Genomic DNA, 25,901 nt, shown 5'->3' with positions numbered 1-25,901 from the left:
GACCCCGGGGAGGGGGCGTGGCCGCCGCACTTCGGGAGGGGGGGTTATCCACAAAAGCTGTGGATAACTCTGTGGGTGAATCGGTATGAACATCCCTAAATGCTTGTTACTGCTAAGGGCTACTTGGATTGGGCAAAAATCGACCATATCCATTTAATATAGGGAAAACAGCGAGTTATGATCTCTATGTGAAACCGAGTGCGCGCTGTGTGTGCTAACCGGGGTTTGACCCCGGCCCTTGTGGGTAGTTTGTACAGGAAACGTACAGATTTCGGGTTTCAATCCTGGCCCGTTGGGTGAGCAACAAAAAAACCCGGCACCGCAAAACGGTGACCGGGTTTCGGTTGCGGGGCCCGGTGTCCGGGCCCCGCGAGTGGGGCGGGCCGACTAGCCGAGGGCCTTGACCGATGCCACCAGTTCGGCGGCCACCTTCTGGCCGTCGCCGTACAACATCTGGTTGTTGTCTGCATAGAACAGGTGGTTCTCGATGCCCGAGAAACCGGAGCCCTTGCCGCGCTTCACGCAGATGACGTTGTGCGCCTGGTCCGCGTTGAGGATCGGCATGCCGTAGATCGGCGAGTCCGGATTGGTCCGGGCCACCGGGTTCACGACGTCGTTCGCGCCGATGACCATGGCGACATCCGCGGTCTTGAACTCCTCGTTGATCTCGTCGAGGTCGAAGATGATGTCGTAGGGCACGCCGGCCTCGGCCAGCAGCACGTTCATGTGCCCGGGCATGCGGCCCGCGACCGGGTGGATCGCGAACTTCACGTCCACGCCGCGCTTCTGCAGCAGCTGGGTGAATTCCCAGATCTTGTGCTGTGCCTGCGCCACGGCCATGCCGTAGCCCGGCACGATGATCACCTTCTCGGCAAAGGCCATCATGATCCCGGCGTCGTTGGCCTGGATCTCCTTCATGGTGCCCTCGATCGCTTCCTCGGCACCCCCGCTGCTGCCACCGAACTGGCTGAACAGGATGTTCTTGATCGGGCGGTTCATCGCCTTGGCCATCAGCTGCGTGAGCAGCGTACCGGCCGCGCCGACGACGATACCGGCGATCATCAGCGCCGGGTTGTCGAGCACGATGCCCTTGAGGCCGACCGCCAGGCCGGTGAGGGCGTTGTACAGCGAGATGACCACCGGCATGTCGGCGCCGCCGATCGGCAGGGTCATCAGGATGCCGAAGGCGAGCGACAGGATGAAGAACAACAGCAGTGTGGCCGAGCCGATCTCGCCGCCGCCGGTCGCCAGCATGAAGCCGAGGATCACGGTGATAGCAAAGATGGCGATGTTCACCACCTGCTGGCCCGGGAAGTGGAAGGTCTTCTTCATCAGGCCCTGCAGCTTGGCGTAGGCCACCAGCGAACCGGAGAAGGCGACCGAACCGATCAGCGAGCCGGTGGTGGCGATCGCCAGGCCGGTGTTGCTGACGGTCTCCGGGGTGGCCTGCAGCAGGTAGATCGCGCCGATGCCGGCCGCGGCGCCGCCGCCCATGCCGTTGTACAGCGCGATCATCTGCGGCATGTCGGTCATGGCGACCTTCTTGCCGCTCCACCAGGCGAGACCGCCACCGATGACGATACCCAGGACGATCAGGGTGTAGTTCACGCCCCCGGAGACCTCCGGATGCACGAAGGTCACGAGCGTGGCGAGCACCATCCCCACGCCGGCCCACATGATGCCGGGCCGCGCGGTGGTCGGCGAAGACATCTGCTTGAGGCCGACGATGAACAGGACCGCCGCCGCAAAGTAGGCGAGGTTGATAATCAGACTCATGCGTTATCTCCCTTCTTGTCGTCCTTCTTGCTGGTCTTGAACATCTCCAGCATGCGTTCGGTGACGACATAGCCACCCACGGCGTTGCCCGCGGCCAGGATCACGGCGACAAAGCCGATGGCCTGTTCCAGCGGGGTCGTGGCGTGGCCGAGCGCGACCATGGTCCCGACCAGCACGATGCCGTGGACGAAGTTGGAACCGGACATCAGCGGGGTATGCAGGATGACCGGGACCTTGGAGATGATCTCGTAGCCGGTGAAGGCCGCGAGCATGAAGATGTATAGCGCGATAAAGCCTTCGATGATCATGATTGAGCTCCCTTCAGGGCCTCGCGGGTGGCCTCGTGCACGATCTCGCCATCGCGGGTCAGCACGCTCTTGGCGATGACCTCGTCATCCCAGTCGGGCTGGAATTCGCCGCCTTCTGCGATCATCGGCGTGAGGAAATTCAGCAGGTTCTTGGCATACATCTCGGAGGCATGCAGCGGGACCTGCGAGGGCACGTTCAACGGGGCATGGATGATCACGCCCTTGTGGTCGTGGGTCTCGCCGGGCTTGCTCAGCTCGCAGTTGCCGCCACCTTCGGACGCCAGGTCGATGATGACCGCACCCGGCTTCATGCCCTCGACCATGATCTTGGGGATCAGCTTGGGTGCATCGCGTCCCGGGATCGCGGCGGTGGTGATCAGCACGTCGGCCTTGGCGATGTACTCGCCCAGGGCATCCTGCTGCTGCTTTTTCTCTTCCGCGGTCAGTTCGCGGGCGTAGCCGCCCTCGCCCTCGGCGGAGACGCCGAGATCGAGGAACTTCGCGCCCAGCGACTCGACCTGCTCCTTGGTGGCGGAGCGCACGTCATAGGCCTCGACCATCGCGCCCAGGCGCTTGGCCGTGGCAATCGCCTGCAGCCCGGCCACGCCGGCGCCGATCACGATCACCTTGGCCGGACGGATGGTGCCGGCCGCGGTGGTCAGCATCGGGAAGAAGCGGCAGGACAGATCGGAGCCCATGATCGCGCCCTTGTAGCCGACCACGGCTGCCTGCGAGGAGAGCACGTCCATGCTCTGGGCGCGCGAGATGCGCGGGATCAGCTCCATCGCGAAGCTCAGGATCTTGCGCTCCTGCATCGCCTTGACCACATCCGGGTTGCGGTGAGCGTGGAACAGGCTGACCACGGTCGAGCCTTCCGGCAGCTGGTTGATCTCCTCGACTGTCGGCGGTGCCACGCGGACCATCAGATCCGACTGGCCGTAGGCGGTCTCGGTGTCGACCACGGAGGCCTTCTCGTAGGCCGCATCCGGAAAATGGGCCTCGGAACCGGCACCCTTTTCCAGCTGCACCGTGATGCCCATATCGCTGAACTTGGCCGCTACCGACGGATCCAGGGCCACGCGGCGCTCGCCACTGGCGGATTCCCTGGGAACGGATAATTTGATTGCCATGCGCTCTCTCCCCGGGCCAAGCGTTCCCGTATTCCCTATGGGACGATCAGCCGCGCTCGCGGGTGGTGAAATCGGATGCGGCACGCGTGATTCGGGCGTGCCGCACAAAAAACGACCCGCGAGTGTAGCGGATCCGGCCTCGTGCTTAAACCGTGTCCACCCTCGTTGCCGGGCCCGTCAGGTTGGGCGAGCTTACGATACCGCGGGTCATGGCGTTGTAATTGCTTTGTTCCTGAAGGCTGTTTATTGTTTTTCGGGTATCGAAGGCGGCATGGATTTGTTCACCCGTACGCCGCGTGAGCAAATCCGTGTTTCCTTGAGACGGGACGGGGTCATGTTGCCGAATGAGCATCAGGTCCTGCGCACGGATGCCGCGGGCATGCCGCTAGAGTGGATCGGCCTGGAGCAGGCCGTGCGCCTCTATTACACCGAGCAGGTGGCCTACACCTGTGGCAGCCCGCTATATCGCATGCGCGGCGGCATCAACGCGCGCACCGGGTTGCAGTCACGGGTCGAGGTCAACTCGATCATCGCCACTCACGGCACCCGCAAGTCCCGCTTCAACGACTACATCCCCCCGCTCAATAACACCACCCTGTTCCGCCGCGATGCCCACCTTTGCCTCTACTGCGGTCACGCGTTCCCCGAACGCGATCTGTCCCGCGACCACGTGACCCCGATCAGCCAGGACGGTGAAGACACCTGGACCAACGTGGTCACCGCCTGCAAGCGCTGCAACAACCACAAGGCGGGGTTCACGCCGGAAGAGGCCGGGATGCAGTTGCTCGCCATCCCGTTCACGCCCACCCACGCGGAATACATCTTCCTCAAGGGCAAGCGCGTGCTGGCCGACCAGATGGAGTTCCTGCAGGCGCACTTCCCGCGTACCAGCCCGTTGCGGGGTCGTAGCGTCTGATCCGTCCGGGGCGCGCGCGCACTCGTGCCCGCGGGTATCCTTGGCGTGTGAACCAAAGCGACGCTCCGTGACTCCGACAGGGAGTCACCGTCCCCCATGCCTGCAAGGAGCCCCATGAAGTATTTCGGAGAAGCGGATTATCGCCATGGCCAGGCGCGCGGCGTCGGCGTTTTGCTGACCAACCTGGGGACGCCGGACGAACCCACCGCGCCCGCCTTGCGGCGTTACCTGAAGGAGTTCCTCTGGGACCCGCGCGTGGTCGAGGTCCCGCGACCCATCTGGTGGCTGATTCTGAACGGCGTGATCCTGAACATTCGGCCCAAGCGCTCGGCGGCGAAATACGCAACCGTGTGGACCGACGAGGGCTCGCCGCTGCTGGCGATCTCGAAACGCCAGGCCGCCGGTGTGCGCGAGCGCCTGGCCGCGCAGGTCGGCGAGGATGTCCCGGTCGCCCTGGGCATGCGCTACGGTAACCCGTCCATTGAATCCGGCCTGGACGAATTGCGCCGCCAGGGCGTGCGTCGTGTGGTCGTATTGCCGCTGTACCCGCAGTACTCGGCCAGCACCAATGGCTCCACCTTCGATGCCGTGGCCGACGTGCTCAAGGGCTGGCGCTGGGTGCCCGATCTGCAGTTCATCGCCGCCTATGACGCCCAGCCCGGCTACATCGAGGCCCTGGCCAACAGTGTGCGCGAGCACTGGCAGGCGCATGGTCAGGCCGATCGCCTGATGATGTCCTTCCACGGCATCCCCAAACGCTACCTGCTGCAGGGCGACCCCTACCACTGTCTGTGCCACGCCACCGGGCACAAGCTGGCGCAGGCGCTGGGCCTGAACGACGACCAGTGGCAGGTCACCTTCCAGTCGCGCTTCGGTCGCGAGGAATGGCTGCAGCCTTACACCGACAAGACCCTGGAGGCCTTGCCGGGACAGGGCGTGCGCTCAGTGGACGTGATCTGCCCCGGTTTCTCGGCGGATTGCCTGGAGACCATCGAGGAGATCGGCGACGAAAACCGCGAGATCTTCACCGAGGCCGGCGGCGAGCGCTTCCACTACATCCCGGCGCTGAACGACCGCGCTGATCACCTCGACTTCCTGGCCGGGCTGCTGCAGCAGCATCTGGCGCCATGGCTCGACGATCCGGACAACGCCCCCGAGGCCCGTGCGGCCGCCCGCGAGCGCGCGCTGGCCATGGGCGCCAAGCAGTAGATCGGCGATGGATCGACCCGCGATGGAGGGCCACGACCCGGGCATGATCGAGATCGGCGCCGTGATCATCGGCGACGAACTCCTGAGCGGGAAGCGCCGCGATCGGCATCAGGCGCACCTGACCGAGGCGTTGGCGGAAAGGGGGCTGGAGCTCGCGTGGATCCGTATCGTGGGCGATAACGCCCGCCTGCTGACGCAGACCTTCCGCGAGACCCTGGCTAGCGGTGCCGAGGTGTTCAGCTTCGGCGGCATCGGCGCGACCCCGGATGACCGCACCCGCGCCTGCCTGGCCGAGGCCCTCGACCGGCCGCTGGCGCCCCATCCCGAGTTCATGACCATACTCGAGGAGCGCTTCGGCGCGGAGGCCTGGCCCCATCGCGTGCGGATGGCCGCGCTCCCCGAGGGCGCCAGCCTGATCCCCAACCCGGTCAACGGCATCCCCGGCTTTAGCTGTGCGCAGCACCACTGCGTACCCGGTTTCCCGGCCATGGCCGAGCCCATGGCCCGCTGGGTCCTGGAGCAGCGCTTCCCCGACCGCGATGCGGCAGCGGGTGCCGTGGAAGAGGTCCTGCGCCTGGAGAATGTCACCGAGAGCCGCCTGGTCCCGGTGCTCGAGGCCATGGAGGCCGCGTTCCCCGACCTGCGTATCTCCTGTCTCCCGCGCATGGACCGCCAGGCGCCGCAGGTCGAGCTGGGCCTGCGTGGCGCCCGCGCCCGCGTCACCGAGGCCCAGGCCGCCTTGCGCCAGCACCTGATCGCCGGCGGTTTTCTCGACCACTGAGCCATCGTGCGTGTTCCGTCGGTCCGGCGGGCACTTGTCCTTTGACCCCCCGGTTCCTCCGTGCCCACTGCCCTGTCTTGGGGCTGGCATGCCCGTACGTGATGCACATTCTCCCGCGCCCTGGCGTGCTGCTTCGGCCCCGCCATCCTGATCCCATTGTAAAAACAGACCCTTAACTCATTCCTCTCCGATTCAGTGTCATTGGCATAGTTACTGCAATCCTCTCAGGGCGTAAGAACACGTCAGAACAAGTTGGGGGTTCGTGTTCCGGAGCCGTTCGCCGGGATCACTGCCTGATCGCTAAAGAGGGATGGTTGATGACTGACAAGACTGTGTCCGTAGTGGGCGAACTGAAAAAGGCCGACCCAGCTTCGCCGGAATTGGGCGCCCCTGCGCAGGCCAGAACGGATGTGCAAGCAAGCGAGACCGCGACCGAGGGATCTAAGGGTAGCGTGTCGGATCATGCAACCGCCGGTGCCTGGTTCAAGAAGTCGAGCGGTACCTGGTGGGGTCGCTACAGCGTCCGGATACTTTCCGTCCTGGCGCTGATCGGGTTGTGGCATCTGGCGTCCACGAATGACTTCCGATTGTTGCTCAACTTCGAGAATGTGCCCGCGCCGAGCGTCGTGGGGGCGGTGCTTCTCGACCTGTTGTCATCCGACACGTTCTATCGACATATCGGGGCCAGTGTCGAGCGCGTGGCGATCGCCTTCGGGCTGGCCACGGTAACCGGGGTCGCACTAGGGGTCTTCATGGGCCGCAACCGTTTGGTGGAGGATATTTTCTCCCCTTACGTGGAGATCTTCCGCCCGATCCCTGCGGTGGCCTGGATCCCTCTCGCGATACTGATGCTGCCGACCGAACAGAGCAGCATCATCTTCATCACCTTTCTCGGCGCTTTCTTCCCGATCGTGCTGAACACCATGCACGGGGTCGACCAGACACCGAAGGACCTGGTACGGGCCGCCCGCGCCCTGGGCGCATCCAGTACTTCCATCCTGATTCATGTGGTGCTGCCGGCGGCACTGCCGAGCATTGTCGCGGGCATGGCGATCGGCATGGGCATCGCGTGGTTCTCGCTTCTGGCCGGCGAGATCATCAGCGGCCAGTACGGGATCGGCTACTTCACCTGGAGTTCCTATTCGTTGATTCAGTACCCGCAGATCATCGTCGGGATGGTCACGATCGGTCTGCTGGGGACCCTGTCGACCTTGCTGGTGCGGTTTGGCACGCGGCCATTCCTGCGCTGGCAGCGCTAGGTGTGCCGCCAGTCAGTCGTGACGCTGCTAATGAAAACGTAACTGCAACGGGGTACGAAATGAGGCTTGGAAACCTATGGGCGTTTGGCGAGGGACCCTCGCGCAAGGAGCCTGATCATGTCGGGTCGGCGGGGACTCGCCCAGAGGTGGGCCGGATCCGCATCTCGGATGTCTCCATCGAATTCAACACCAATGGTCGCCGAAACGTGGCGGTCGATGGAGCCAATCTGCAGGTCGAGCCGGGCGAGTTCATCTGCCTGCTGGGTCCTTCGGGTTGTGGCAAATCGACGCTGATGAATGCGGTGGCCGGGTTCGTCGCGCCAACGTCCGGGCATGTGGAGGTCGACGGCAAACGGGTGAACGGTCCCGGTCCCGAGCGCGGGATGGTGTTCCAGCAACATTCGCTGTTTCCGTGGAAGAGCGTGCGCAAGAACGTGGCGTTTGGCCCGCGCATGGCTGGCCACTCGGTGACCGAATCGGACAGTATCGCGCGCACCTTCCTCGGGATGGTCGGTTTGTCGGCCTACGGCAATCACTATCCCGCGCAGCTCTCCGGTGGCATGCAGCAGCGTGTCGGTATCGCGCGTGCGCTGGCGAACTACCCAGACGTGCTGTTGATGGACGAGCCTTTCGGCGCCCTGGATGCGCAGACCCGTTCGATGATGCAGCAGAACCTGGTGGATCTGCGCCAGGAGTTTCACACCACCATCGTCTTCGTGACGCATGACATCGAAGAGGCGGTTTTTCTGGCCGATCGCATCATCGTGATGAGTGCGAGCCCGGGGCGTCTGATCGAAGACATCCGGGTCGATCTCCCGCATCCGCGTACGCACGGGCTCGTGACCGAGCCCCGTTTCGTCGAGTTGAAGAAACAGTGCCTGGACCTGATCCGCGCCGAGACTACACGGGCGTTCGAGCAGCAGGGGCAGGCGGTCTAGCCCGCTGCGGCCGGCCCGCCTGCGGATTGCTCAACATAACTTGTCATGATAGGTTAGTACATATGCATTATTACTACCGCCAACAAGGGTCTACAGGTTCCGTCCCGCCGCGGCCCACGATCCGGGCCGCGAGGGCCGAGCCGCTGTACGGCTGGGTCCGGGACAGCCTGCGGCGCGAGATCCTGCAGGGGGTGCGTGCGCCGCACGAGCGGCTGGCAACCGAGAAGGAACTGATCGAGGCCTTCGGGGTGAGTCGGATCACCGTGCGTCGAGCCCTGCAGGAGTTGCGCGCCGAAGGCCTGGTGGTGACAGCGCAGGGGCGGGGCAATTTTGTCGCCCGACCGCGGGTAAGCCAGGAGCTGCGGCGCATGGAGGCCTTCGGCGAGACGGTGACCAGCCAGATCGGCGAGGCCGATGTACGGCTGCTTTCCCTCAGCGAGACCGTGCCATCACCCATGGTCGCGCGGGAGCTCCGGTTGAAACCCGGCGACCGGGTCACCGCGATACGCCAGGTGCAGCACCTGCGCTCGCAGCCGGTCATGGTCAGCGAGAGCTTTCTGCCCCTCGCCATCGGGCGGCGAATATTCAGCCGTGACCTCGACATGGACACCCTGACGGTTCTCAAGAACCGACTGGGAATCGGTGTCCGAGGGGCCCGCATCGAGATCGAGGCGTGCCACCCGGAGCCGGCTGTAGGCGCGGCGCTCGCGCTGCCCGTACGGGCGTCCATCCTGAAACTCACGCGTGTCTTTATGGATCGGTCCGGCCGTCCATTTGACGTGGAATGCCTGTCGTTTCGCGAAGACACGTTCAACTGCAAGTTCCGCACGGATCCCAACGAGGAGTACCTATGAAAGTCAGCGAAATCAAAACAGTCGAGATGGACGTCCTGGTGATTGGTGGTGGGACCGGGGGGCCCCTGGCAGCAGTGACGGTCAAGGAGGAGAACCCGGACCTGGACGTCATGTTGCTGGAAAAGGCCAACGTGAAGCGTTCCGGCGCGATCTCCATGGGGATGGACGGCCTGAACAACGCCATCATCCCGGGCCGAGCGACCCCCGAGCAGTACGTCAAGGAGATCACCACGGCCAATGACGGGATCGTCGACCAAAAGGCCGTGATGGCCTACGCCGAGCGTTCCTACGACATGATCCAGAAGCTGGACGCGTGGGGCGTGCATTTCCAGAAGGACGAGACCGGCGACTACGACGTGAAGAAGGTCCATCACATGGGGAGCTATGTGCTGCCCATGCCCGAGGGCCACAACGTCAAGAAGATCCTGTACCGCCGTCTGCGCCGCAACCGGGTCAAGGTGGAAAACCGCTACCAGGCAACGCGCCTGCTGAAGGACCGTGACGGCAAGATTGCCGGGGCGTTTGCCGTCAACACCCGCACCTCGGAACCGCTGCTGATTCGCGCCAAGGCGGTGATCATGGCCACCGGTGCCGCGGGACGCCTGGGGCTGCCCACCTCCGGATATCTCTACGGTACCTACGAAAACCCCACCAACGTGGGCGACGGTCACGCGATGGCGTATCACGCCGGGGCCGACCTGGCGAACCTGGAGTGTTTCCAGATCAACCCGTTGCTGAAGGACTACAACGGTCCGGCCTGTGCCTACGTGACCGGCCCGCTGGGTGGCTACACGGCGAACGCGCACGGTGAGCGTTTCATCGAGTGCGATTACTGGTCGGGCCAGATGATGCTCGAGTTTTACCGCGAACTGGAGGGGGGCAAGGGCCCGGTGTATCTGAAGGTCGATCACCTGGCCGAGGAAACCATCCAGGAGATCGAGACGGTCCTGCACACCAATGAGCGCCCCTCGCGCGAACGCTTCCACGCCGGGCGCGGCACCAACTATCGCGAGCACATGCTGGAGATGCACATCTCCGAGGTCGGCTTCTGCAGCGGACACTCCGCCTCCGGGGTCTGGATCAACGAACGCGGAGAGACCACCGTGCCGGGGTTGTACGCCGCAGGTGACATGGGCTCGGTACCGCACAGCTATATGCTGGGCGCATTCGTCTACGGCCAGATCTGCGGCGAGAACGCGACTCGGTATGTGGGGGAATGGAGCGAAGCGCCGCTGGATGACTCACTGATCGCCGCGGAGCTGGAGCGTGTCATGGCGCCGCTGAAAACCGAGGACGGCATTCCGCCCGAGCAGATGGAATACAAGGTTCGCCGCCTGGTGAACGACTACCTGCAGCCGCCCAAGGTCACCAAGAAGATGGAGATCGGCCTCAGCCGGATCCTCCAGGTACGCGAGGATCTCGGCAAGCTCCAGGCACGCGATCCCCACGAACTGCTACGGGCCCTGGAGGTGCACTCCATTGTCGACTGCGCCGAGATGGCGGCGCGCGCGTCGCTCGGGCGCAAGGAATCGCGTTGGGGCCTGTATCACTACTCCATCGACTACCCCGAGCGCGACGACGCCAACTGGTTCTGTCACAGCCGTCTGTTCAAGGGCGAGGACGGGACCATGTCCACCGGCACGCGTCCGGTGGACCCCTACATCATCTCGCTGGACGACGACGAGCTGTCGGCCTACCAGTCCATGCGGATCGAACACGCCGACGAAGTCGCCGCCGAATAAAGGGGAAACGAAATGCCTGTAGCCAACCACAAGACCACCGTCCCGGTGGTGGTCGATGAAGAGAAATGCATCGCCGACAAGGGTTGCCGCGTTTGCATCGACGTCTGCCCGCTGGATGTCCTGATGATCGACGAGGTGACCGGAAAGGCGCACATGCACTACGACGAGTGCTGGTACTGCATGCCTTGCGAGAAGGACTGCCCCACCGATGCGGTGACCGTGAACATCCCGTATCTGCTGAGCTAAAGGTGAAGACGATGACCCAATACGACGATCCCGAACTGCAGGACATTGCAGAAAAGCTCACCTCGGAGGATGTGGAGACGCGCCGAGTAGCGGTCCTGGCCCTGGTGGATGTGGCCGAGCCCGAGGCCGCCGATCTGCTGACGCAGGCCCTGAAAGACCCGGACCCCGCGGTCCGGCGCGAGGCGGCGAAGGTGGTCGACGAGTTCGAATCCGCCGATATTGCGGATGCCCTGCTCGCGGCACTCAGCGACAGCGACGAAGCGGTGCGCAATGCCGCCGCCCATGCCCTGGCGGATCTCAAGGACACAGATGCGGCCCGGCCGCTGCTCGATGCATTGCAGGGTAGTGAGGACCCCTTCGTGATCACCGGGGTGCTGGGCGCGCTCAAGCCGATGCGCCTGGCCGAAAGCAGTGAACCCGCGCTCGCGATGCTTCAGCACACTCACTCGGGCGTCCGCCGGGAGGCGGTTTCCGTCCTCGGTTGGCTGCGTTCCCCCGCCAATCTTCCAGTCCTGATCGAGCGTGCGCGCGAGGATGCGGATCCGGATGTGCGGCGAGTGGCCGTGAGCGCCCTTTCCTATGGGGACCCGGACTCGATCAGTGAAGCCCTCTTGTCGGCGCTTCAGGACGAGAACTGGCAGGTGCGTGCCGAGGCCGCATCGATGATCGGCAAGTTGCGTCTCAAGGCGGCGCTGCAGCGTCTGATCGAGGGGACCCGTGACGCCTTCTGGCAAGTGCGGGAAAAGGCGGTCGAGGCCCTGGGCACTCTTGGCGATCCGCATGCGGTGGAGGCGGTCGGCGTGTGCACCGATGACCCCGTGTCGAATCTGCGCAAGGCCGCCGTGGGTGCCCTGGGCGAGATCGGTGATGCGAAGGCGCGGGCGTACGTTGAAAGCGCGCTGGATGACCCGGACCCGGATGTGCGCAAGACCGCCCTGTGGGCCCAGTCGAAGCTGCGCGTGGCGAGCTGATTCGCCGCGTGCTTTACCGATTGCGACAAGTAGCCGAACGGAGGCGAACGTGACCTACGTAGTGAACGAGAACTGTATCCGCTGCAAGTACACCGATTGTGTCGAGGTATGTCCTGCGGACTGCTTCCACGAGGGGCCCAACATGCTGGTGATCAACCCCGGGGAATGCATCGACTGTGACCTGTGTGTTCCGGAGTGTCCGCCCGAGGCCATCCAGGCGGAAGGCGATCTCAGCGATGACCAGCAGTACCTGCTGGGGCTGAATGCCGAACTCGCGGGGCTGTGGCCGGTGATCAGCTCCAGCAAGGACCCGCTGCCGGACGCCGAGGCCTGGATTGAGCGCTCGGGCAAGTTGGCCGAGTTGGAGCGCTGATTCGTTATGCCCAATCTTGTCATTACAGGATGGGTCATGCGTGGGGCTTTTGCCGCCGCATGGTTGACCGCTGTCGCCATGTTGCTGGGCGCGCGGCCGGTGGATGAGGCCGAGAGTGCGCTGGTCTGCCCTCCATCGAGCACCCTGGTGATCGAGGAAGCGGTGCTTGCGGAACTGGCCCGAACCTGCCCCGTGGATGACGGCCCGTCGACCGCCAGGGAGATCGCCTGATGAAGATACAACCCCCGACGGAGATCCGCCTCCAGCGCGAGGCCGGCGAGGTGCAGTTTCACTGGCCCTCCGGCGAGGTCACCTGCAAGCGTTTCGAGGCATTGCGGCTGGCCTGTCGCTGCGCCCATTGCACCCTGGCGCGGCGCAGCGACCAGCCGGTTACGGACGCCACGCAGGTGAGCGTGGTCGACATTGCCCCATTCGGGGTCAGCGGTGTGCGTTTCGTGTTCTCCGATGGCCACGAGCAGGGCGTCTTTCCGTGGCGCTACCTGTGGGAGCTGAGCGCCCAGGCGTCGCCGAATCGAATGAATGACGGCAGGACAACCCAACTTGAATCCGGGAGGTAACCCCCATGGCAGCCTGTGATCCGCAAGAAGTACTGAGCGTGCACCACTGGAATGACACGTTGTTCAGTTTCACCACTACCCGTGACCCCGGTCTGCGGTTCGAGAACGGCCATTTCGTGATGATCGGACTCGAGGTGGAGGGCAAGCCCCTGTTGCGTGCCTACAGCATCGTGAGTCCGAATCACGAGGAGTATCTGGAGTTTCTGAGCATCAAGGTACCGGATGGTCCGCTGACCTCGCGCCTGCAGCACATCAACGAGGGGGATGCGCTCCTGGTCAGCCGGAAGGCCACCGGGACGTTGGTCATCCACGATCTCCTGCCGGGCAAGAACCTGTACCTGTTTGGCACTGGAACGGGCCTTGCGCCCTACATGAGCATTATTCGCGACCCGGAGACCTATGAGCGTTTCGAGAAGGTCATTCTGGTCCATGGCGTGCGTTACAAGAGCGAGCTGGCCTACCACGAATATCTCACCGAGGAACTCCCGAACCACGAATACCTCGGCGAGTTGGCCCAGGAGCAGCTGCTCTACTACCCGACCGTCACGCGCGAGGATTTCGTCCGTCAGGGCCGGATTACCGACCTGGTCGAGAGCGGCAAGCTGACGGATGACCTGGATCTTCCGCGCCTCGATCCCGAACACGATCGCGCGATGATCTGTGGCAGTCCGGCCATGCTCGAAGATCTCTCCAACATGTTGGACCAGATGGGCTTTACCGCTTCGCCGAAGACCGGCGTGCCGGGCGAGTATGTAATCGAGCGGGCCTTTGTCGAGCAGTAAACCGTCGATGTCGACCAATCGGGAGAACGGGATGGAGCGCGAGCAGATCGAGGTGGATGTCGTCATCGTGGGCGCGGGTCCGGCTGGACTGGCGGCGGCGATCCGTCTGCGCCAGCGGGCGCAGGAGCAGGGAGGCGATGATCTCTCCGTCTGCGTGCTGGAAAAGGGCCCCGAGGTCGGGGCTCATATCCTCTCCGGCGCGGTCATCGATCCGCGGGCACTGGACGAGTTGATCCCGGACTGGCGCGAACGCAATGCGCCATTGCAGACCCCGGCACGCGACGATCATTTCCTGTTGCTGCGCGAGCACGGGGCGCTGCGTCTGCCCACGCCGCGCCTGCTGCGAAACGAAGGCAACTACGTGGGTTCGCTGGGCAGCCTGTGTCGCTGGCTGGGCGAGCAGGCGGAGGCCCTGGGGGTTGATATCTACCCGGGTTTCGCGGCGGCCGAGGTCCTGTATGACGAAGCGGGGGCCGTACGCGGGGTCGCGACCGCCGACATCGGCTTGCAGCCCGACGGCACGCCCGGGCCGCAGCACGAGCCCGGTGTGGAGATTGTGGCGGGGCGCACGCTGCTGGCCGAGGGCTGCCGCGGCTCCCTCAGCCAGCAGGTGATTGCGGCTTACCAACTCGACAAGGATGCGGACCCGCAGACCTACGGGCTCGGCATCAAGGAGGTCTGGGAGGTGGACGAGTCCGTGCATCGTCCGGGCAGCGTGGTCCATACGGTGGGCTGGCCCCTGGATTCGCGAACCTATGGCGGTGGATTCGTGTACCACTTTGGAGAGCGCCGGGTGTCGGTGGGGTTCGTGATCGGGCTGGACTATTCCAATCCCAATCTTTCGCCCTACCAGGAGATGCAGCGGTTCAAGACCCATCCCGAGATTCGCCGTCACCTGGAGGGCGGGCGCCGCCTCTCGTATGGGGCGCGGGCGCTCGTCGAGGGCGGAGTGCAGTCCTGCCCGAAGCTGGAGTTCCCCGGCGGGATGCTGGTGGGCGACGCGGCTGGACTCCTGAATGTGGCGCGGATCAAGGGAACCCACACCGCAATGAAGTCCGGGATGCTGGCGGCTGATGCGGTGATCGAACAGTGGGTGACGGGCACCGACCCGGCAGTCGCCACGGGCGTGGATCAGGCGCTGGCCGGTTCCTGGGTCTGGGGAGAGCTCAAGGCCGTGCGCAACGTCCGCCCCGCCTTTGCCCGTTGGGGGCTTTGGGGTGGGCTGGCCTATGCGGCGGCGGATACGTACCTGTTCGGGGGGCGCGCGCCCTGGACATTTCCCCAGCACGCCGACCACGAACAATTGCAGCGGCAGGCCGATGCCCAACCCATCGAGTATCCCGCGCCCGACGGGGTGCTCACCTTCCCGTTGCTGTCGTCGGTGCACCTGTCGAACACGAACCATGACGAGGATCAGCCTTGCCATTTGCGCCTGCGGGATCCGGACATTCCGGTCCAGGTGAATCTGCCCGAGTTCGGGGCGCCCGAGACACGCTATTGCCCGGCCGGGGTGTACGAGATTGTTGGCGACGACACCGCACCCCGTCTGCAGATCAACGCCGCGAACTGCGTGCACTGCAAGACCTGCGACATCAAGGACCCCACCCAGAACATCCAGTGGCAGGTACCGCAAGGCGGCGAGGGCCCGATCTATTCCGAGATGTAAGGCGCGGTAGGACTTTGTGCCGGAGAACACGGCAACCGGGAGGACGAGCAATGAAGGTATTGGTGGGTGTAAAGCGGGTCATCGACTACAACGTGAACATCCGAGTGAAGGCCGATGGCACCGGGGTCGAGACCGAGAACGTGCGGATGTCGACGAACCCCTTCGATGAGATCGCCCTGGAAGAGGCGGTACGCATGAAGGAGGCGGGGACCTGCAGCGAATTGATCGCGGTCACGGCGGGCGATGAGGCGAGCAACGAGGTCCTGCGCAGCGCCCTCGCGATGGGTGCGGATCGCGCGATCCGGATCGATGTGGAACAGCCGCCGCAGCCCCTGAATGTGGCCGCGTTACTGGCAGCGGTTGCGCGTCGGGAACGGGTGGATCTGGTGCTGCTCGGCAAGCAGGCCATTGACGATGACGCCAACCAGACCGGGCAGATGACCGCGGCGCTGCTGGGCTGGCCCCAGGGCACTTTCGCCTCGGAGCTAACAATCGAGGACGGCCGGGCGCGGGTGGCTCGCGAGATTGATGGCGGCCAGCAGATTTTGGAGCTGGAATTGCCTGCGGTGGTGACCGCGGACTTGCGCCTCAATGAGCCGCGCTTCGTGAAACTTCCAGCGATGATGAAGGCGAAGAAGCGTCCGATCGAGGACTGTACCCCGGATGCGCTGGGGGTCGATATGCGCCCACGGGTGGAACGGATCCAGGTGAGCGAGCCTGTCCCGCGCGAGGCCGGTGTGCGGGTCGCCGATGTGGATGAACTGCTGGACAAGCTACGTAACGAAGCGGGAGTGATCTGAGATGACCAACACGATACTGGTTGTGGCCGAGACCACTGCAGACACGATTGCCGCAAGTACGCTGTCCACCCTGACGGCGGCCCGCGAACTGCGCGGCACCATCGACATCCTGGTGGCCGGTGTGGCAGTGGAGGCGGTGGCCGAGAGCCTTGCCTCGATGGCCGATGTCCGCCGGGTGCTAGTGGCCGAGGCGGCGCACTTGTCCGGTGGTCTTGCCGAGGATCTGGCGGATCTGGTGGCGGCGCATGTGGACGGGTACACCCATGTGCTGGTACCCGCAACGACGTTCGGTAAGAACCTGCTCCCTCGGGTCGCTGCGTTGGTCGATACCCAGATGGTGTCGGATGTGACGGCGATTCAGGGCGCGGAGACCTTCGTGCATCCGATCTATGCGGGCAACGCGAACGAGACCTTGCGTGTTCTGGAGCCGCGCAAACTGCTGACCATCCGTCCAACCGCGTTCTCCAGCGAGGTGCTGGCGGGTGGCGGGGCGCCGGTTGAACGGGTCGATGTGGGCGAGCCCAAGGGGCAGTCGCGCGAGGCGGGATTGCATGTGGACGCTTCGGACAAGCCTCAGCTGGAGTCCGCAGGCGTCGTGGTTTCTGGCGGCCGGGCGTTCGGCAGCGCCGACAACTTTCGTCTGCTGGAGGATCTGGCGGCGGATCTGAACGCGGCGGTGGGGGCCTCGCGCGCCGCCGTGGATGCGGGCTATGCGCCCAACGATTGCCAGGTCGGACAGACCGGCAAGGTGGTTGCGCCGGCGTTGTACATCGCGGTGGGTATCTCGGGGGCCATCCAGCATCTTGCCGGGATGACGGATTCCAGGGTGATCGTCGCGATCAACAAGGACCCGGACGCGCCGATTTTCGGCGTCGCCGATTATGGGCTGGTGGGAGATCTGTTCGAGATCCTGCCCGAGCTTCGGGAGAAGATCCGAGTGCTTCGGAGCGAGCCGGATTCCGAACTCGTCGAGGCCTGATTGCGCGCCCTGCCGGGGCGTACGATTGCGCACTCCGCGGGTGCTTACGAGCGATCGATCTCGAAGCGGTATTTGAACGAGTCGCCAACGAAGAACAGGAACTCGAAGTCGATGGGGCGCCCGGCTCGGTCGTGCGTCAGGCGCTCTACCTGCAGTACCGGGTCGGATCCTGACAGCCCCAGTTGTTCCTGTACCTCGTCGCTTGCAAGCCCGGCGTCGATACTGATGTTGGCGGCTCCCAGCGGGATGCCCGAAAGGTTTTCCAGCAGCGGGAAGATGTCGCCGGAAAGGTCCTGGTTGAACAGTGGACGTCCGACGCCCAGAGGGAAATAGCTGATCTCCAGGGAGACCGGCACCCGATTCAGATAGCGCACCCGCTTCACTTCGACCACTGAGCCGGCCTGTGTGCCGGATAGGTCGAGCGCTTCACGCACATTCTTGGGCGGCACGATCTCCTCGATCGATACGACCCGGGCTGTTGCTTCGTAGCCCTGCGCGGCCATGGCCTCGCCGAATCCCTCCAGGCGGCGGACGTTCTGTACCGCCTTCGGCTTGCTGACAAAACTGCCCTTGCCCTGCGAGCTGAAGATGAGTCCCTCGTTGTGCAGGTCGCGCAGCGCTTGCCGAATGGTGATGCGGCTCACCCCGAACCGGCGCGTGAATTCGCTTTCCGAAGGCAGTTTCTGGTGCGGCTGATAAGTGCCATCAAGGATCTGCTGGCGCAGGGTTTCCTTGATCTGTACGTAGAGTGGTTGCGGCGATTCCTGGAGGGTTTTTCGGTCCGGGCTGTTGTGTTCCATGGGGCGAGTCTCGCTCGTGGTCGGATGAACTCATCATATCGTGTCATGCGTGGACTGTCCCGGGTAGCCGAGTGCTCACGCAGTCCATCCCCTCGTGCGGCCCTCGAAGCGGCGGCGAGCAGGGCTGTCCTACTTGTCATGCGGGTGCGGCCGGTCGACCGGGAGGCGGCACCCCGATGGCGCAGGTATTCCCCAGCTTGGGGCGGGGTGCGGGTGGGTGGGCGAACCATCGGCCGCCCGGTTGAAGAGGATTTGGCAAATAAAATCAGAGTGATAGGAGTTTATTCTTCTCCGTGGGGGATCCGGCACGGAATCTGCTGCATCCCTTGTAGATCAGTCATGGCCTGTCAGTACAGGAAGAGTGATCTCCATGCCGGGATCCACCGGCCATACAAGCGTTGCATTCGCCCCTGGGCGGACACTCTACGAAGGGAGAAGAACTATGCGTTGGAAGCCACTTGTTGCTGCGGTGGGAATCGCAGCCTTTTCGGGGGCCGCGGTGGCCGAAACGGTTCAAATCCGGGTCGGACACCAAAGCCAGGTTACCAATACGGTATCGGGCGGGGTCGTCATCGAACGCCTGCGTCTATTCGAGGAGCATTTGCCAACCGATGGCAGATACGAAGATGTCGATTTTGTCGTCCAGTACGCCGACTTCGACTCCGGTCCGCCGATTACCAACCGAATGATCGCCGGGCAGCTCGAGTTCGGGGTCATGGGCGACTACCCGCTAATCGTGAACGGCGCGACCTTCCAGAATACCGGTCGTGCCGAGTCCCTGTTCGTTGCCATGACTGGGTACAACGCCCGCGGTACGGGTAATGGCATTGTGGTTCCTGTCGATTCCCCTGCGCAGAGTCTGTCGGATCTCGCCGGCAAGCAGCTTTCGACACCGTTCGGCAGTGCCGCCTGGGGTATGACCCTGGATGCGCTGAGCCAGGCCGGTATCCTGGATGACATCCAGCTTCGCGACCAGGGGCCACCGGTCGGGGTAGCGAATATCCGCACGGGTAACATCGATGCTCATTCGAACTTCACCCCGTGGTCCGAGGTGATGGAGTATCGCGGGTTTGGCCGTAAGGTCTTCGACGGTAGTGAAGTCGGCCAGCCGACGTTCCATGGGACCGTGGTCCGTGACGACTTCGCGGAAGAGCATCCGCGTGTGGTTGAGGCGTACATTGCAGCCACGATGGAGGCGCAGGACTGGATCATGGAAGACCCCATGCGGGCGGCGACCAAGCTGGAAGAGTGGACCACGATCGAGAAAGAGGTCCTGTACCTGTACTTCAGTGAGGGCGGCATTACCTCGGTCGATCCGACCCTGAAACCCGAGTGGGTGGACGCGCTGAAGTATCACCATGCGACGCTGCAGCGGGAGCGTTCGGTCCCTGAACTGGACTTTGACCGCTGGGTGGACGATAGCTTCGTGCGAGCCGTCTACGAGGCTCAAGCCAAGGACTACGAGGAGCAGCTGGGCAAGATCACCCGATCCGAACCGGGCGCGCCCGGACTTCCGCCGGCCGAGGTCTGGTTCGCCGAAGAAGGCATTATCAAGTATGACTCCATTGGCGAGATGCTGGCCGCGGTCGAAGAGGTTGAGGAATCAGGTTCCGACGAGGTTCGTGCGACGTATGTCTACGACCACGGCACGGGCCTCAAGCTGTTCGGCCACGTCGCGTCGTTCGTGGAAACCGAGGACGACTACGTCGCGTTCATGCGGGCCGGTGACGCCGAGGAATATGCCAGCGAGAACGGTGGTACCACTGTCGAGCTGGCCGCCCTTCGTTACTAGGGTTCTATCCATTTAGCGGGTTATCCGACTCGCTTGTCTGAGGAAGCCATGGCCGACTCAATCGGCCATGGCTTTTTGCCTGGCACAGAGCCAGCTGGTCGCATTCGCAACGGTGAAGCTGATGGGGCAATCCAGCCTCTGTGCCCCACTGAACTCGCGGTGCGATTTTCGGCACCATGCCCTGCTCGTAACGCAACCGCTCGGGTTGCTCGGCCATCGCCGCCTCCCTCGGGGTGTGGATGCATCGCATCCTCCTGTCAGATAGAAGGAATCCGACGCCGATGCCGGTTCGCTTAGTAACGCTGATGTCAGTGGCGCTCATTGCGTTCGCCGCCAATTCCATCCTGACGCGTGCCGCGTTCACCTCGACTTCCATTGATCCGGTCAGCTTTACCGCGATCCGGATTGTCTCCGGAGCGATCATGCTGTGGCTGATCGTTCGGGCCCAGCCGGCCCTTCCAGAAGGGCGGGGCAGTTGGGGGTCAGCGCTCGCGCTCTTCGTGTACGCCATCGGGTTCTCGTTCGCCTACATTTCCCTGACGGCGGCGACCGGAGCGCTGCTGCTGTTCGGCGCGGTCCAGGTGACCATGGTCAGTTGGTATCTGGCGACAGGCGAACGATTGACGTCTCGCCAATGGACTGGCTTTGCCCTCGCGCTAGCCGGACTCATCTGGTTGCTGTCGCCTGGACTCTCGACCCCGCCACCGATTCCTGCCGCACTGATGATTACCGCTGGCGTCGCTTGGGGGGTCTACACGCTCCGGGCAAAAGTTGGCGGTGATCCCACCCGGGTTACGGCGTCGAACTTCATGCTGGCTAGCTTGCCGACATTGATCGTGGCGATGGCTTATATTCCAAGCGCCACGCTGGATCTTCCGGGTGTGCTGCTGGCCGTTGCATCGGGTGCTCTGGCCTCCGGTCTGGGATACGCGGTCTGGTACGCCGCGCTCAAGTACATCCGGACCTCGACGGCTGCGGTCGCCCAACTGAACGTGCCTGTTCTAACCGCCATCGCCGGAGTCGGGCTGCTGGCTGAACCGTTGACTCCACGGCTAGTACTGGCCGGCATTGCCGTCCTTGGTGGCATTGCGCTGGTGATGGTAAAACCGAGCAAATGAAAGCTGTGCGGTGGACCCCGATCATCGGACCATGAGAGAGGCGCTGATTAACGCCCCCGCATCTTTGGCGCCGCAGCCCGCCACATCGGTCCAGGCTCTTGCTGCCTGTTTTGACCCTGTAGCCGCCGGCTTCGTCGCTTGCATGGGGTATTTGGTGCCTGTCAGGTCTCCACTTTGCCGTGCGTTTTTTGAGCGCGGGGATGTTTTGGCTCCAAGCTATGCCGCTTTTCCGCTGAGTTAGAATAGTAATGTCGGCCGGTCCCCACAGGCCGGCCTCTTTGAAAGGTATCAGCGCCCGTGAATATGTCGGTTACCGGCCTTGGTCGGCAGGTTTTTTTCGAGACCCCTGCAGATTTGTCTCACGGTCCGCTTTCGTCTGTGTTCCAACTGACCGACTGGTTGGAGACCCTGGAGCGTGACCAGGCGTTTTTGTGGCCGAATTTCATCGAGCCCATGTATGTGGATTCGTTGCGAGAGGAGGTCTATGCGCTGCGTGATGCGGCGCAACTGGCGCAGGCGCGGATCGGCCGCGCGGGCGAACGCCATCGGGACCGGGCGACCCGCGGCGACTGGATTCACTGGCTGGATGGCGCGAGTCCCGCGCAGCAGGCGTTCATGGCGCGCCTCGACGAGATTCGTTTGCAGGCGAGCCGGGCGCTGATTCCGGGTTTGTTCGAGACCGAGTCCCACTTCGCCCTCTATCCGCCTGGCACGCACTACGCCCGGCACGTGGACGCCTTCCAGGCCGGCAATTGCCGCCGCCTGTCCTTGGTGTTCTACCTGAACCGTCACTGGCGCGAACGCGACGGCGGCCAACTCGCAATCTATGACAGCGAAGGGCGCGAGATCCGCCGCATCCAGCCACGCGCGGGGACGCTGGTGATGTTCCTCAGTCAGACCGTACCCCATGCCGTCCTGCCTACCCGCCGCTGGCGCGCCAGCATCGCCTCCTGGATGCGCATCCGCGATCTCTCGGGGCCCCTCGCCAGCCTCGACCGCTTCTGACGGTCCTGGTTGCCTGAGGGGGGGGCACCTGGGCGGCGGGCCGACGCCTGCCGAGTTCTCGCCGAAATCGCAAGTCGACCCCGCCCGTTCGCGACGCGGGACTCGCCCCGACAGCGGCTCCGTGCGGTTCGTTTCGTGTGATGCGCTTCTGGTTTTCCAGCCTTTCCGCGGTCCATGCGGCTTTGTGCGTCATCGGGCCTGGCAAACTGCCTAGGCTTGCAAAGGACGTTTCTGGCTAGAGGGAGACCGTGATGCACAAGATTGGCAATTTGACTCGTTTGGTGGGGTTGGGGGTCGCGACGGCGGGGCTCGTCGCCTGTGGCGGCGGCGGGAGCAGCGGTGGCGGGACCGGACAGATGAGCCTTGCCGTGACGGATGCCCCTGTCGATTCGGCCAGCCGGGTCGTGGTCCGCTTCACCCATATCGAGCTCCAGCCTTCCGACGGCGAACGCATTCGCATCGATCTGGGTGAGGACGAATCCGTTCGCGAGATCGATTTGCTCGCGTTGCAAGGCGAAGACTCTGAATTCCTGTTCGAGGACGCAGAAGTCCCGGCAGGCGATTACGACTGGATCCGTTTTTATCTGGAGCCAGAGGAGGGTGTCAGTGCGCCGCCACTCTCCAATTATGCGACCAGCTCGTTCATCGAGTTCGTGGATGGCTACAGCGAGAACCTGATCATCCCGGGTGGGTTGCAGGCGGGCTTGCAGCTATCCAGCGGCTTCAGCATTGCGGAGGACGAAGAGGCCTCGTTCACCGTGGACTTTGATCTGCGCAAAGCGATCCGCGAAGACACTCGCTTTGAGGGCTACCATCGCATGCGGCGTTCGCTGCGTTTGGTGGATAACCGTGAAGCGGGCGCCATTACGGGGACAGTGGATCCCGGGCTGCTCCCCGCGGATTTCACCTGCGAAGAGCGCGAACCGGGGCTGCACGTCTGCCCGGGCGCGGCGGTTTATGTCTTCGAGGGCCCTGATCGTGAGCCGAGTGATCTCCGCGATGACGATGACGATGCGGTGACCACGGCCAACGTGCACTACCGCCATGTCGAGGCGACCGGTGACTGGGAGTACCGCTACACCGCAGGATTCCTGGAGGCGGGCGATTACACGGTGGCCCTGACCTTCGAGGCGGGCGAGGACGATCCGGAGGAGGCCACTCCCATCGAGTTCGTCGATCAGGCCAACGCCGAAGTCGAGGCGGGTGAGACGACGGAAGTGAATTTCCCGGATAGCTAGTATCGATCGTCCGAGTGGGTTACGGCTTTGGGCCGCTGCCCTGCAGTAGGGGAAGCCATAGGGGCGCCGGGTTCTCACTCAGCGCCCCTTCTGTTGGTGGGGGTGAATCAGTCCCCGTGTCCCGGTTGCGAGGCCCGGTGATCCAGTTCACCCCAGGCGCTGGCCAACGGGGCTACAGGGCAAAACCACCGTCTGTGAACGGCCGCCAGGCGATTCCGAAGTCGAGTCCGGTACGGTCGCGATCCACCCGGAAGGTCTCGCGGGCTTCATATTGCGGCCAGGCTCCGCAGGCCTCGGCGCCGGCACAAATCCGGTCATCGCCCGCGATGTTGGTGCCGGCGACCACGCGATAATCCCCGGCGGGCACCCCTTCGAAGCGATAGCGGTAGGTCCCGAACTCGGGTTCCAGGGCCGTTTGCGCCACGACGCGATCGTCGCGGTCGAGCAGGAGTACGTAGACCCGTCCCACGGTATCGCTTTGCGGGTCGCGCTCGGCGACCCGGATGCCGACCGGAATGTCGCGCGGGTCGCCGTTGTCGGCGGTGATGCGCAAGCGAGACTCGTAGTCGCCCGGGCTCAGGGCATCGCGCTGCCCGTAGGCGCGATAAAGCCCCAGACCGTCGTCGGTTACCGCGTGTGGTTCCACGGTGAGCCAGGTCGCGGGCGTGGCGATGTCTTCAATCTGCAGGGTGCCATCGCCCCCGTTGCGCAGGCGCAGATCCAGGCCCGTTCCGGTGAAGCCGAAGTTCAGGCTTTGTGGGGATGCCGAGATCCGGGGTGCCAGCTCCCCTGAGCCGGCCCGGGCCGCGATCTCCTGGACCGCCTGATGCGCGTCGATCTCGCCCCACCCGGTTTCCGGGTCCCAACCCGTGGGCCCCAGGTCCTTGGTGAGCGCGCCCGATTCGAGCAGCTCCAGCAGCAATCCCGGGGAGAGCCCCGGATTCACCGCGCGGCCCAGCGCAAGGACGCCGGAAACGACCGCTGTGGACATTGAAGTGCCCTGGAGGAATGCGTAGTCCGATTCAAGGGTTCCGGCCGTGCTCTCCCTTACCCAAGTGCTCAGGATGCCGTCCTCGCGGCGATTCACCCGGACGATGCCCCCGGGTGCCACCAGATCCAGCCGGGGCCCGTAGTTGCTGTACCAGGCCCGTTCGGCATTGCGGTCCGTGGCGCCCGCTGCCAGTACCGATTCGTAGGCCGCGGGATAGCCGACCGTGCTGGTTCCGTCGTTGCCCGAGGATGCGACCACCAGGATTCCGAGCTCGCGCACCTCCTGCAAGAGTTCATCGGCCTCCGCGCTGTAGCCACCGCCCCCGAGGCTGAGGTTGATGATGTCGGCCCGCTTGTCGGGGACGGTGCCGGAGTCGTTCGGCAGGCCAGCTGCGTAGCGAATTCCCTGTAGTGTGTCGTTCAGGGTCCCGGTCCCGTTCAGGGTCCAGACGGGGAGGATGTCCACCCCCCAGGAGATGCCGGCGACGCCAAGACCGTTGTGGGTGGCCGCCCCGATGATTCCGGTGACGTGCGTACCATGCCAGGAACGTTCTTCATCACAGGTGCTGTCTGCCGGATCGCAGACAAACCGCTTTGTCGGGAACAGCCGGTCCGCGTCCAGGTCTTCGTGCTCGCGGTAGACGCCGGTATCGATGACGGCCACGACAACCTCTTCGTCTGCTTCCTGGCCGGTGGTGATGTCCCAGGCTTCCGGCAGGTTGATGGCTTCGTGGAACCATTGATCTCCCCAGTGTGGGTCGTTGGGCGTCGTCCGCAGGGGAGTCATCCGGTAGTTGGGCGATGCCGAGACGATATCCGGCTGCCCCCGCAGCGCCTTGATGACGCGCAGGGTGTCATGGCGAGCGGCGTGTTCCGGAGTGCGCCAGGCCACTGCCGGCGAGATCGAGGGCGTATGCAGGCCCAGCGTACTGATGACTGCCTCCGCATGACCCTCGGGGATCCGCCAGAGCTGCCCGCGTCCCGGCGCCCCGGAGGCCCTCTTCAGGCCCATGTCGGCCGGGGTCTTTCTCTGTGCAAAGGGACGCATCTCGTCCGCGCTACGCACGATGATCTCGCCCGGCACAAAGTCATCCGCCACACGCAGGCTTGCCGCATGCGCGGGGTCCAGCAGCTGCGACGAGTCGAGTCGCAAGTGGTACGCGGACTGGCCCGAATAGGCCGATACCCGGACATAGTAAAGCCCGGCCTCGGGTGCGACGACGCGTTCGAAACCGTCGATCCCGATGGAGGCATCCACCAGCATCCCGTCTTCATCAATCAGGTACAGATCGAGATCGGCCCGTGCGGGATCCGGGAACTCCAGCAAGGCCTGGTCGCCGGCCTCGAACTCGGCCACGAACACGTCATCCGGGTCTCCGGCCGAGCCGAAGCGGCTGTCGGTCAGGGGGCTGGCCACAAATCCGCCGATGATAGCGGGCATGCGTACCGCCTGCGCACTGGCCAGGTCGTTGTTGCTGGAGATCCGGCTTTCCGGGTCGTTCGTATCGGAATCGACATGATGCAAGGCCTGCACCTCGATGCTCCCGGAAACGACGAAACCCCCACTGGACGATCCGCCGCCCCCACCCCCACACCCGACCGCCAGAAGCGCCAAAGACAATGCCAGCGCGATCCATGCGAAGACCTGCC

Annotated in this window: 25 protein-coding genes; 20 read left to right on the top strand and 5 right to left on the bottom strand. The window is 64.0% G+C overall.

Translation table 11 applies throughout. The annotated features are described in order from the left end of the window. Positions 1–387: 387 nt before the first annotated feature. From F618_RS0106485 to F618_RS0106475, 3 genes are read right to left on the bottom strand one after another with little or no spacing between them, the layout of a single operon-like run. Complete coding sequence (locus tag F618_RS0106485; RefSeq protein ID WP_018168318.1) at positions 388–1,776, bottom strand: NAD(P)(+) transhydrogenase (Re/Si-specific) subunit beta; 1,389 nt, start codon at positions 1,774–1,776, stop codon at positions 388–390. Beyond that, positions 1,773–2,084 (bottom strand): NAD(P) transhydrogenase subunit alpha, encoded by a 312-nt coding sequence (locus tag F618_RS0106480; RefSeq protein ID WP_017942675.1) that lies wholly within the window; start codon positions 2,082–2,084, stop codon positions 1,773–1,775. Before F618_RS0106480 ends, F618_RS0106485 begins: the two co-directional genes overlap by 4 nt. After that, entirely contained in the window at positions 2,081–3,214 is a 1,134-nt protein-coding gene (locus F618_RS0106475) for an NAD(P) transhydrogenase subunit alpha (protein WP_038071307.1), read from the bottom strand. Before F618_RS0106475 ends, F618_RS0106480 begins: the two co-directional genes overlap by 4 nt. A gap of 334 nt (positions 3,215–3,548) precedes the next feature. Between F618_RS0106475 and F618_RS0106470 the strand changes: the two genes are divergently transcribed. The 16 genes from F618_RS0106470 to F618_RS0106395 all read left to right on the top strand — a co-directional run bounded on the left by F618_RS0106470 (position 3,549) and on the right by F618_RS0106395 (position 17,308). Continuing rightward, a complete protein-coding gene (locus F618_RS0106470) occupies positions 3,549–4,130 on the top strand; it encodes an HNH endonuclease (protein WP_018168316.1) in 582 nt (193 codons plus the stop codon). Positions 4,131–4,244: 114 nt separating this feature from the next. Further along, positions 4,245–5,339, top strand: a complete 1,095-nt coding sequence (gene hemH / locus F618_RS0106465; protein ID WP_018144579.1) for a ferrochelatase — start codon at positions 4,245–4,247, stop codon at positions 5,337–5,339. 22 nt (positions 5,340–5,361) lie between these two features. Beyond that, positions 5,362–6,120, top strand: a complete 759-nt coding sequence (locus tag F618_RS0106460) for a molybdopterin-binding protein (RefSeq protein ID WP_019568098.1) — start codon at positions 5,362–5,364, stop codon at positions 6,118–6,120. Between the two features lie 452 nt (positions 6,121–6,572). Further along, complete coding sequence (locus tag F618_RS14755; protein WP_019568097.1) at positions 6,573–7,379, top strand: ABC transporter permease subunit; 807 nt, start codon at positions 6,573–6,575, stop codon at positions 7,377–7,379. 155 nt (positions 7,380–7,534) lie between these two features. Further along, positions 7,535–8,317 (top strand): ABC transporter ATP-binding protein, encoded by a 783-nt coding sequence (locus F618_RS0106450; RefSeq protein WP_026331178.1) that lies wholly within the window; start codon positions 7,535–7,537, stop codon positions 8,315–8,317. A 62-nt stretch (positions 8,318–8,379) separates the two neighbouring features. Next, on the top strand, positions 8,380–9,171 hold the full coding sequence (locus tag F618_RS0106445) for a GntR family transcriptional regulator (protein ID WP_019568095.1): 792 nt from the start codon (positions 8,380–8,382) through the stop codon (positions 9,169–9,171). Continuing rightward, positions 9,168–10,913, top strand: coding sequence for a fumarate reductase/succinate dehydrogenase flavoprotein subunit (locus F618_RS0106440; protein ID WP_019568094.1), 1,746 nt, complete (start codon positions 9,168–9,170; stop codon positions 10,911–10,913). The genes F618_RS0106445 and F618_RS0106440 overlap by 4 nt, the downstream gene beginning before the upstream one ends. A 12-nt stretch (positions 10,914–10,925) precedes the next feature. Beyond that, a complete protein-coding gene (locus F618_RS0106435) occupies positions 10,926–11,159 on the top strand; it encodes a ferredoxin family protein (RefSeq protein ID WP_019568093.1) in 234 nt (77 codons plus the stop codon). An 11-nt stretch (positions 11,160–11,170) separates the two neighbouring features. After that, a complete protein-coding gene (locus F618_RS0106430; protein WP_019568092.1) occupies positions 11,171–12,130 on the top strand; it encodes a HEAT repeat domain-containing protein in 960 nt (319 codons plus the stop codon). Positions 12,131–12,179: 49 nt separating this feature from the next. Continuing rightward, positions 12,180–12,503, top strand: coding sequence for a ferredoxin FdxA (gene fdxA / locus F618_RS0106425; RefSeq protein WP_019568091.1), 324 nt, complete (start codon positions 12,180–12,182; stop codon positions 12,501–12,503). A 6-nt stretch (positions 12,504–12,509) separates the two neighbouring features. Next, positions 12,510–12,734, top strand: a complete 225-nt coding sequence (locus F618_RS0106420) for a hypothetical protein (RefSeq protein ID WP_026331176.1) — start codon at positions 12,510–12,512, stop codon at positions 12,732–12,734. Further along, a complete protein-coding gene (locus F618_RS0106415) occupies positions 12,734–13,081 on the top strand; it encodes a gamma-butyrobetaine hydroxylase-like domain-containing protein (RefSeq protein WP_019568089.1) in 348 nt (115 codons plus the stop codon). The genes F618_RS0106420 and F618_RS0106415 overlap by 1 nt, the downstream gene beginning before the upstream one ends. A 5-nt stretch (positions 13,082–13,086) precedes the next feature. Continuing rightward, positions 13,087–13,863, top strand: a complete 777-nt coding sequence (locus tag F618_RS0106410) for a ferredoxin--NADP reductase (protein WP_026331175.1) — start codon at positions 13,087–13,089, stop codon at positions 13,861–13,863. Positions 13,864–13,894: 31 nt separating this feature from the next. Next, entirely contained in the window at positions 13,895–15,529 is a 1,635-nt protein-coding gene (locus F618_RS0106405; protein ID WP_019568087.1) for an electron transfer flavoprotein-ubiquinone oxidoreductase, read from the top strand. Positions 15,530–15,579: 50 nt separating this feature from the next. Then, positions 15,580–16,329 carry an electron transfer flavoprotein subunit beta/FixA family protein gene (locus F618_RS0106400; protein ID WP_019568086.1) on the top strand — a complete coding sequence of 250 codons (750 nt, stop codon included), beginning with the start codon at positions 15,580–15,582 and terminating at the stop codon, positions 16,327–16,329. A gap of 1 nt (position 16,330) precedes the next feature. Next, complete coding sequence (locus F618_RS0106395; protein WP_019568085.1) at positions 16,331–17,308, top strand: electron transfer flavoprotein subunit alpha/FixB family protein; 978 nt, start codon at positions 16,331–16,333, stop codon at positions 17,306–17,308. Positions 17,309–17,352: 44 nt separating this feature from the next. On the opposite strand, the gene F618_RS0106390 is transcribed toward F618_RS0106395, so the two are convergent. After that, on the bottom strand, positions 17,353–18,108 hold the full coding sequence (locus F618_RS0106390) for a GntR family transcriptional regulator (RefSeq protein ID WP_019568084.1): 756 nt from the start codon (positions 18,106–18,108) through the stop codon (positions 17,353–17,355). A 442-nt stretch (positions 18,109–18,550) separates the two neighbouring features. Between F618_RS0106390 and F618_RS0106385 the strand changes: the two genes are divergently transcribed. The 4 genes from F618_RS0106385 to F618_RS0106370 all read left to right on the top strand — a co-directional run bounded on the left by F618_RS0106385 (position 18,551) and on the right by F618_RS0106370 (position 23,261). Then, complete coding sequence (locus tag F618_RS0106385; RefSeq protein ID WP_019568083.1) at positions 18,551–19,900, top strand: ABC transporter substrate-binding protein; 1,350 nt, start codon at positions 18,551–18,553, stop codon at positions 19,898–19,900. A 281-nt stretch (positions 19,901–20,181) separates the two neighbouring features. Beyond that, the gene (locus tag F618_RS0106380; RefSeq protein ID WP_019563695.1) at positions 20,182–21,018 is read left to right on the top strand and encodes a DMT family transporter; all 837 of its coding nucleotides are present in this window, start codon (positions 20,182–20,184) and stop codon (positions 21,016–21,018) included. 378 nt (positions 21,019–21,396) lie between these two features. Further along, a complete protein-coding gene (locus tag F618_RS0106375) occupies positions 21,397–22,023 on the top strand; it encodes a 2OG-Fe(II) oxygenase (RefSeq protein WP_019568082.1) in 627 nt (208 codons plus the stop codon). Between the two features lie 251 nt (positions 22,024–22,274). Continuing rightward, positions 22,275–23,261: a DUF4382 domain-containing protein gene (locus F618_RS0106370; protein WP_019568081.1), complete on the top strand. Its 987-nt coding sequence runs from the start codon at positions 22,275–22,277 to the stop codon at positions 23,259–23,261. Between the two features lie 172 nt (positions 23,262–23,433). On the opposite strand, the gene F618_RS0106365 is transcribed toward F618_RS0106370, so the two are convergent. Further along, positions 23,434–25,785 (bottom strand): S8 family serine peptidase, encoded by a 2,352-nt coding sequence (locus tag F618_RS0106365; RefSeq protein WP_019568080.1) that lies wholly within the window; start codon positions 25,783–25,785, stop codon positions 23,434–23,436. Between the last annotated feature and the right edge of the window lie 116 nt (positions 25,786–25,901).

The sequence above is a fragment of the Thioalkalivibrio sp. ALMg13-2 genome (assembly GCF_000381185.1).
In the GTDB taxonomy this organism is placed as follows: Bacteria; Pseudomonadota; Gammaproteobacteria; order Ectothiorhodospirales; family Ectothiorhodospiraceae; genus Thioalkalivibrio; species Thioalkalivibrio versutus.
Note: the sequence above shows the minus strand (reverse complement) of the source record. Positions and strands in the feature narration are given on the sequence as shown.

Coding starts and splice junctions, on each gene's coding strand:
- F618_RS0106485 (WP_018168318.1), bottom strand. CDS start 1,776: ATGAGTCTGATTATCAACCTCGCCTACTTTGCGGCGGCGGTCCTGTTC.
- F618_RS0106480 (WP_017942675.1), bottom strand. CDS start 2,084: ATGATCATCGAAGGCTTTATCGCGCTATACATCTTCATGCTCGCGGCC.
- F618_RS0106475 (WP_038071307.1), bottom strand. CDS start 3,214: ATGGCAATCAAATTATCCGTTCCCAGGGAATCCGCCAGTGGCGAGCGC.
- F618_RS0106470 (WP_018168316.1), top strand. CDS start 3,549: ATGTTGCCGAATGAGCATCAGGTCCTGCGCACGGATGCCGCGGGCATG.
- hemH (WP_018144579.1), top strand. CDS start 4,245: ATGAAGTATTTCGGAGAAGCGGATTATCGCCATGGCCAGGCGCGCGGC.
- F618_RS0106460 (WP_019568098.1), top strand. CDS start 5,362: ATGGAGGGCCACGACCCGGGCATGATCGAGATCGGCGCCGTGATCATC.
- F618_RS0106445 (WP_019568095.1), top strand. CDS start 8,380: ATGCATTATTACTACCGCCAACAAGGGTCTACAGGTTCCGTCCCGCCG.
- F618_RS0106440 (WP_019568094.1), top strand. CDS start 9,168: ATGAAAGTCAGCGAAATCAAAACAGTCGAGATGGACGTCCTGGTGATT.
- F618_RS0106435 (WP_019568093.1), top strand. CDS start 10,926: ATGCCTGTAGCCAACCACAAGACCACCGTCCCGGTGGTGGTCGATGAA.
- F618_RS0106430 (WP_019568092.1), top strand. CDS start 11,171: ATGACCCAATACGACGATCCCGAACTGCAGGACATTGCAGAAAAGCTC.
- F618_RS0106420 (WP_026331176.1), top strand. CDS start 12,510: ATGCCCAATCTTGTCATTACAGGATGGGTCATGCGTGGGGCTTTTGCC.
- F618_RS0106415 (WP_019568089.1), top strand. CDS start 12,734: ATGAAGATACAACCCCCGACGGAGATCCGCCTCCAGCGCGAGGCCGGC.
- F618_RS0106410 (WP_026331175.1), top strand. CDS start 13,087: ATGGCAGCCTGTGATCCGCAAGAAGTACTGAGCGTGCACCACTGGAAT.
- F618_RS0106405 (WP_019568087.1), top strand. CDS start 13,895: ATGGAGCGCGAGCAGATCGAGGTGGATGTCGTCATCGTGGGCGCGGGT.
- F618_RS0106400 (WP_019568086.1), top strand. CDS start 15,580: ATGAAGGTATTGGTGGGTGTAAAGCGGGTCATCGACTACAACGTGAAC.
- F618_RS0106395 (WP_019568085.1), top strand. CDS start 16,331: ATGACCAACACGATACTGGTTGTGGCCGAGACCACTGCAGACACGATT.
- F618_RS0106390 (WP_019568084.1), bottom strand. CDS start 18,108: ATGGAACACAACAGCCCGGACCGAAAAACCCTCCAGGAATCGCCGCAA.
- F618_RS0106385 (WP_019568083.1), top strand. CDS start 18,551: ATGCGTTGGAAGCCACTTGTTGCTGCGGTGGGAATCGCAGCCTTTTCG.
- F618_RS0106380 (WP_019563695.1), top strand. CDS start 20,182: ATGCCGGTTCGCTTAGTAACGCTGATGTCAGTGGCGCTCATTGCGTTC.
- F618_RS0106370 (WP_019568081.1), top strand. CDS start 22,275: ATGCACAAGATTGGCAATTTGACTCGTTTGGTGGGGTTGGGGGTCGCG.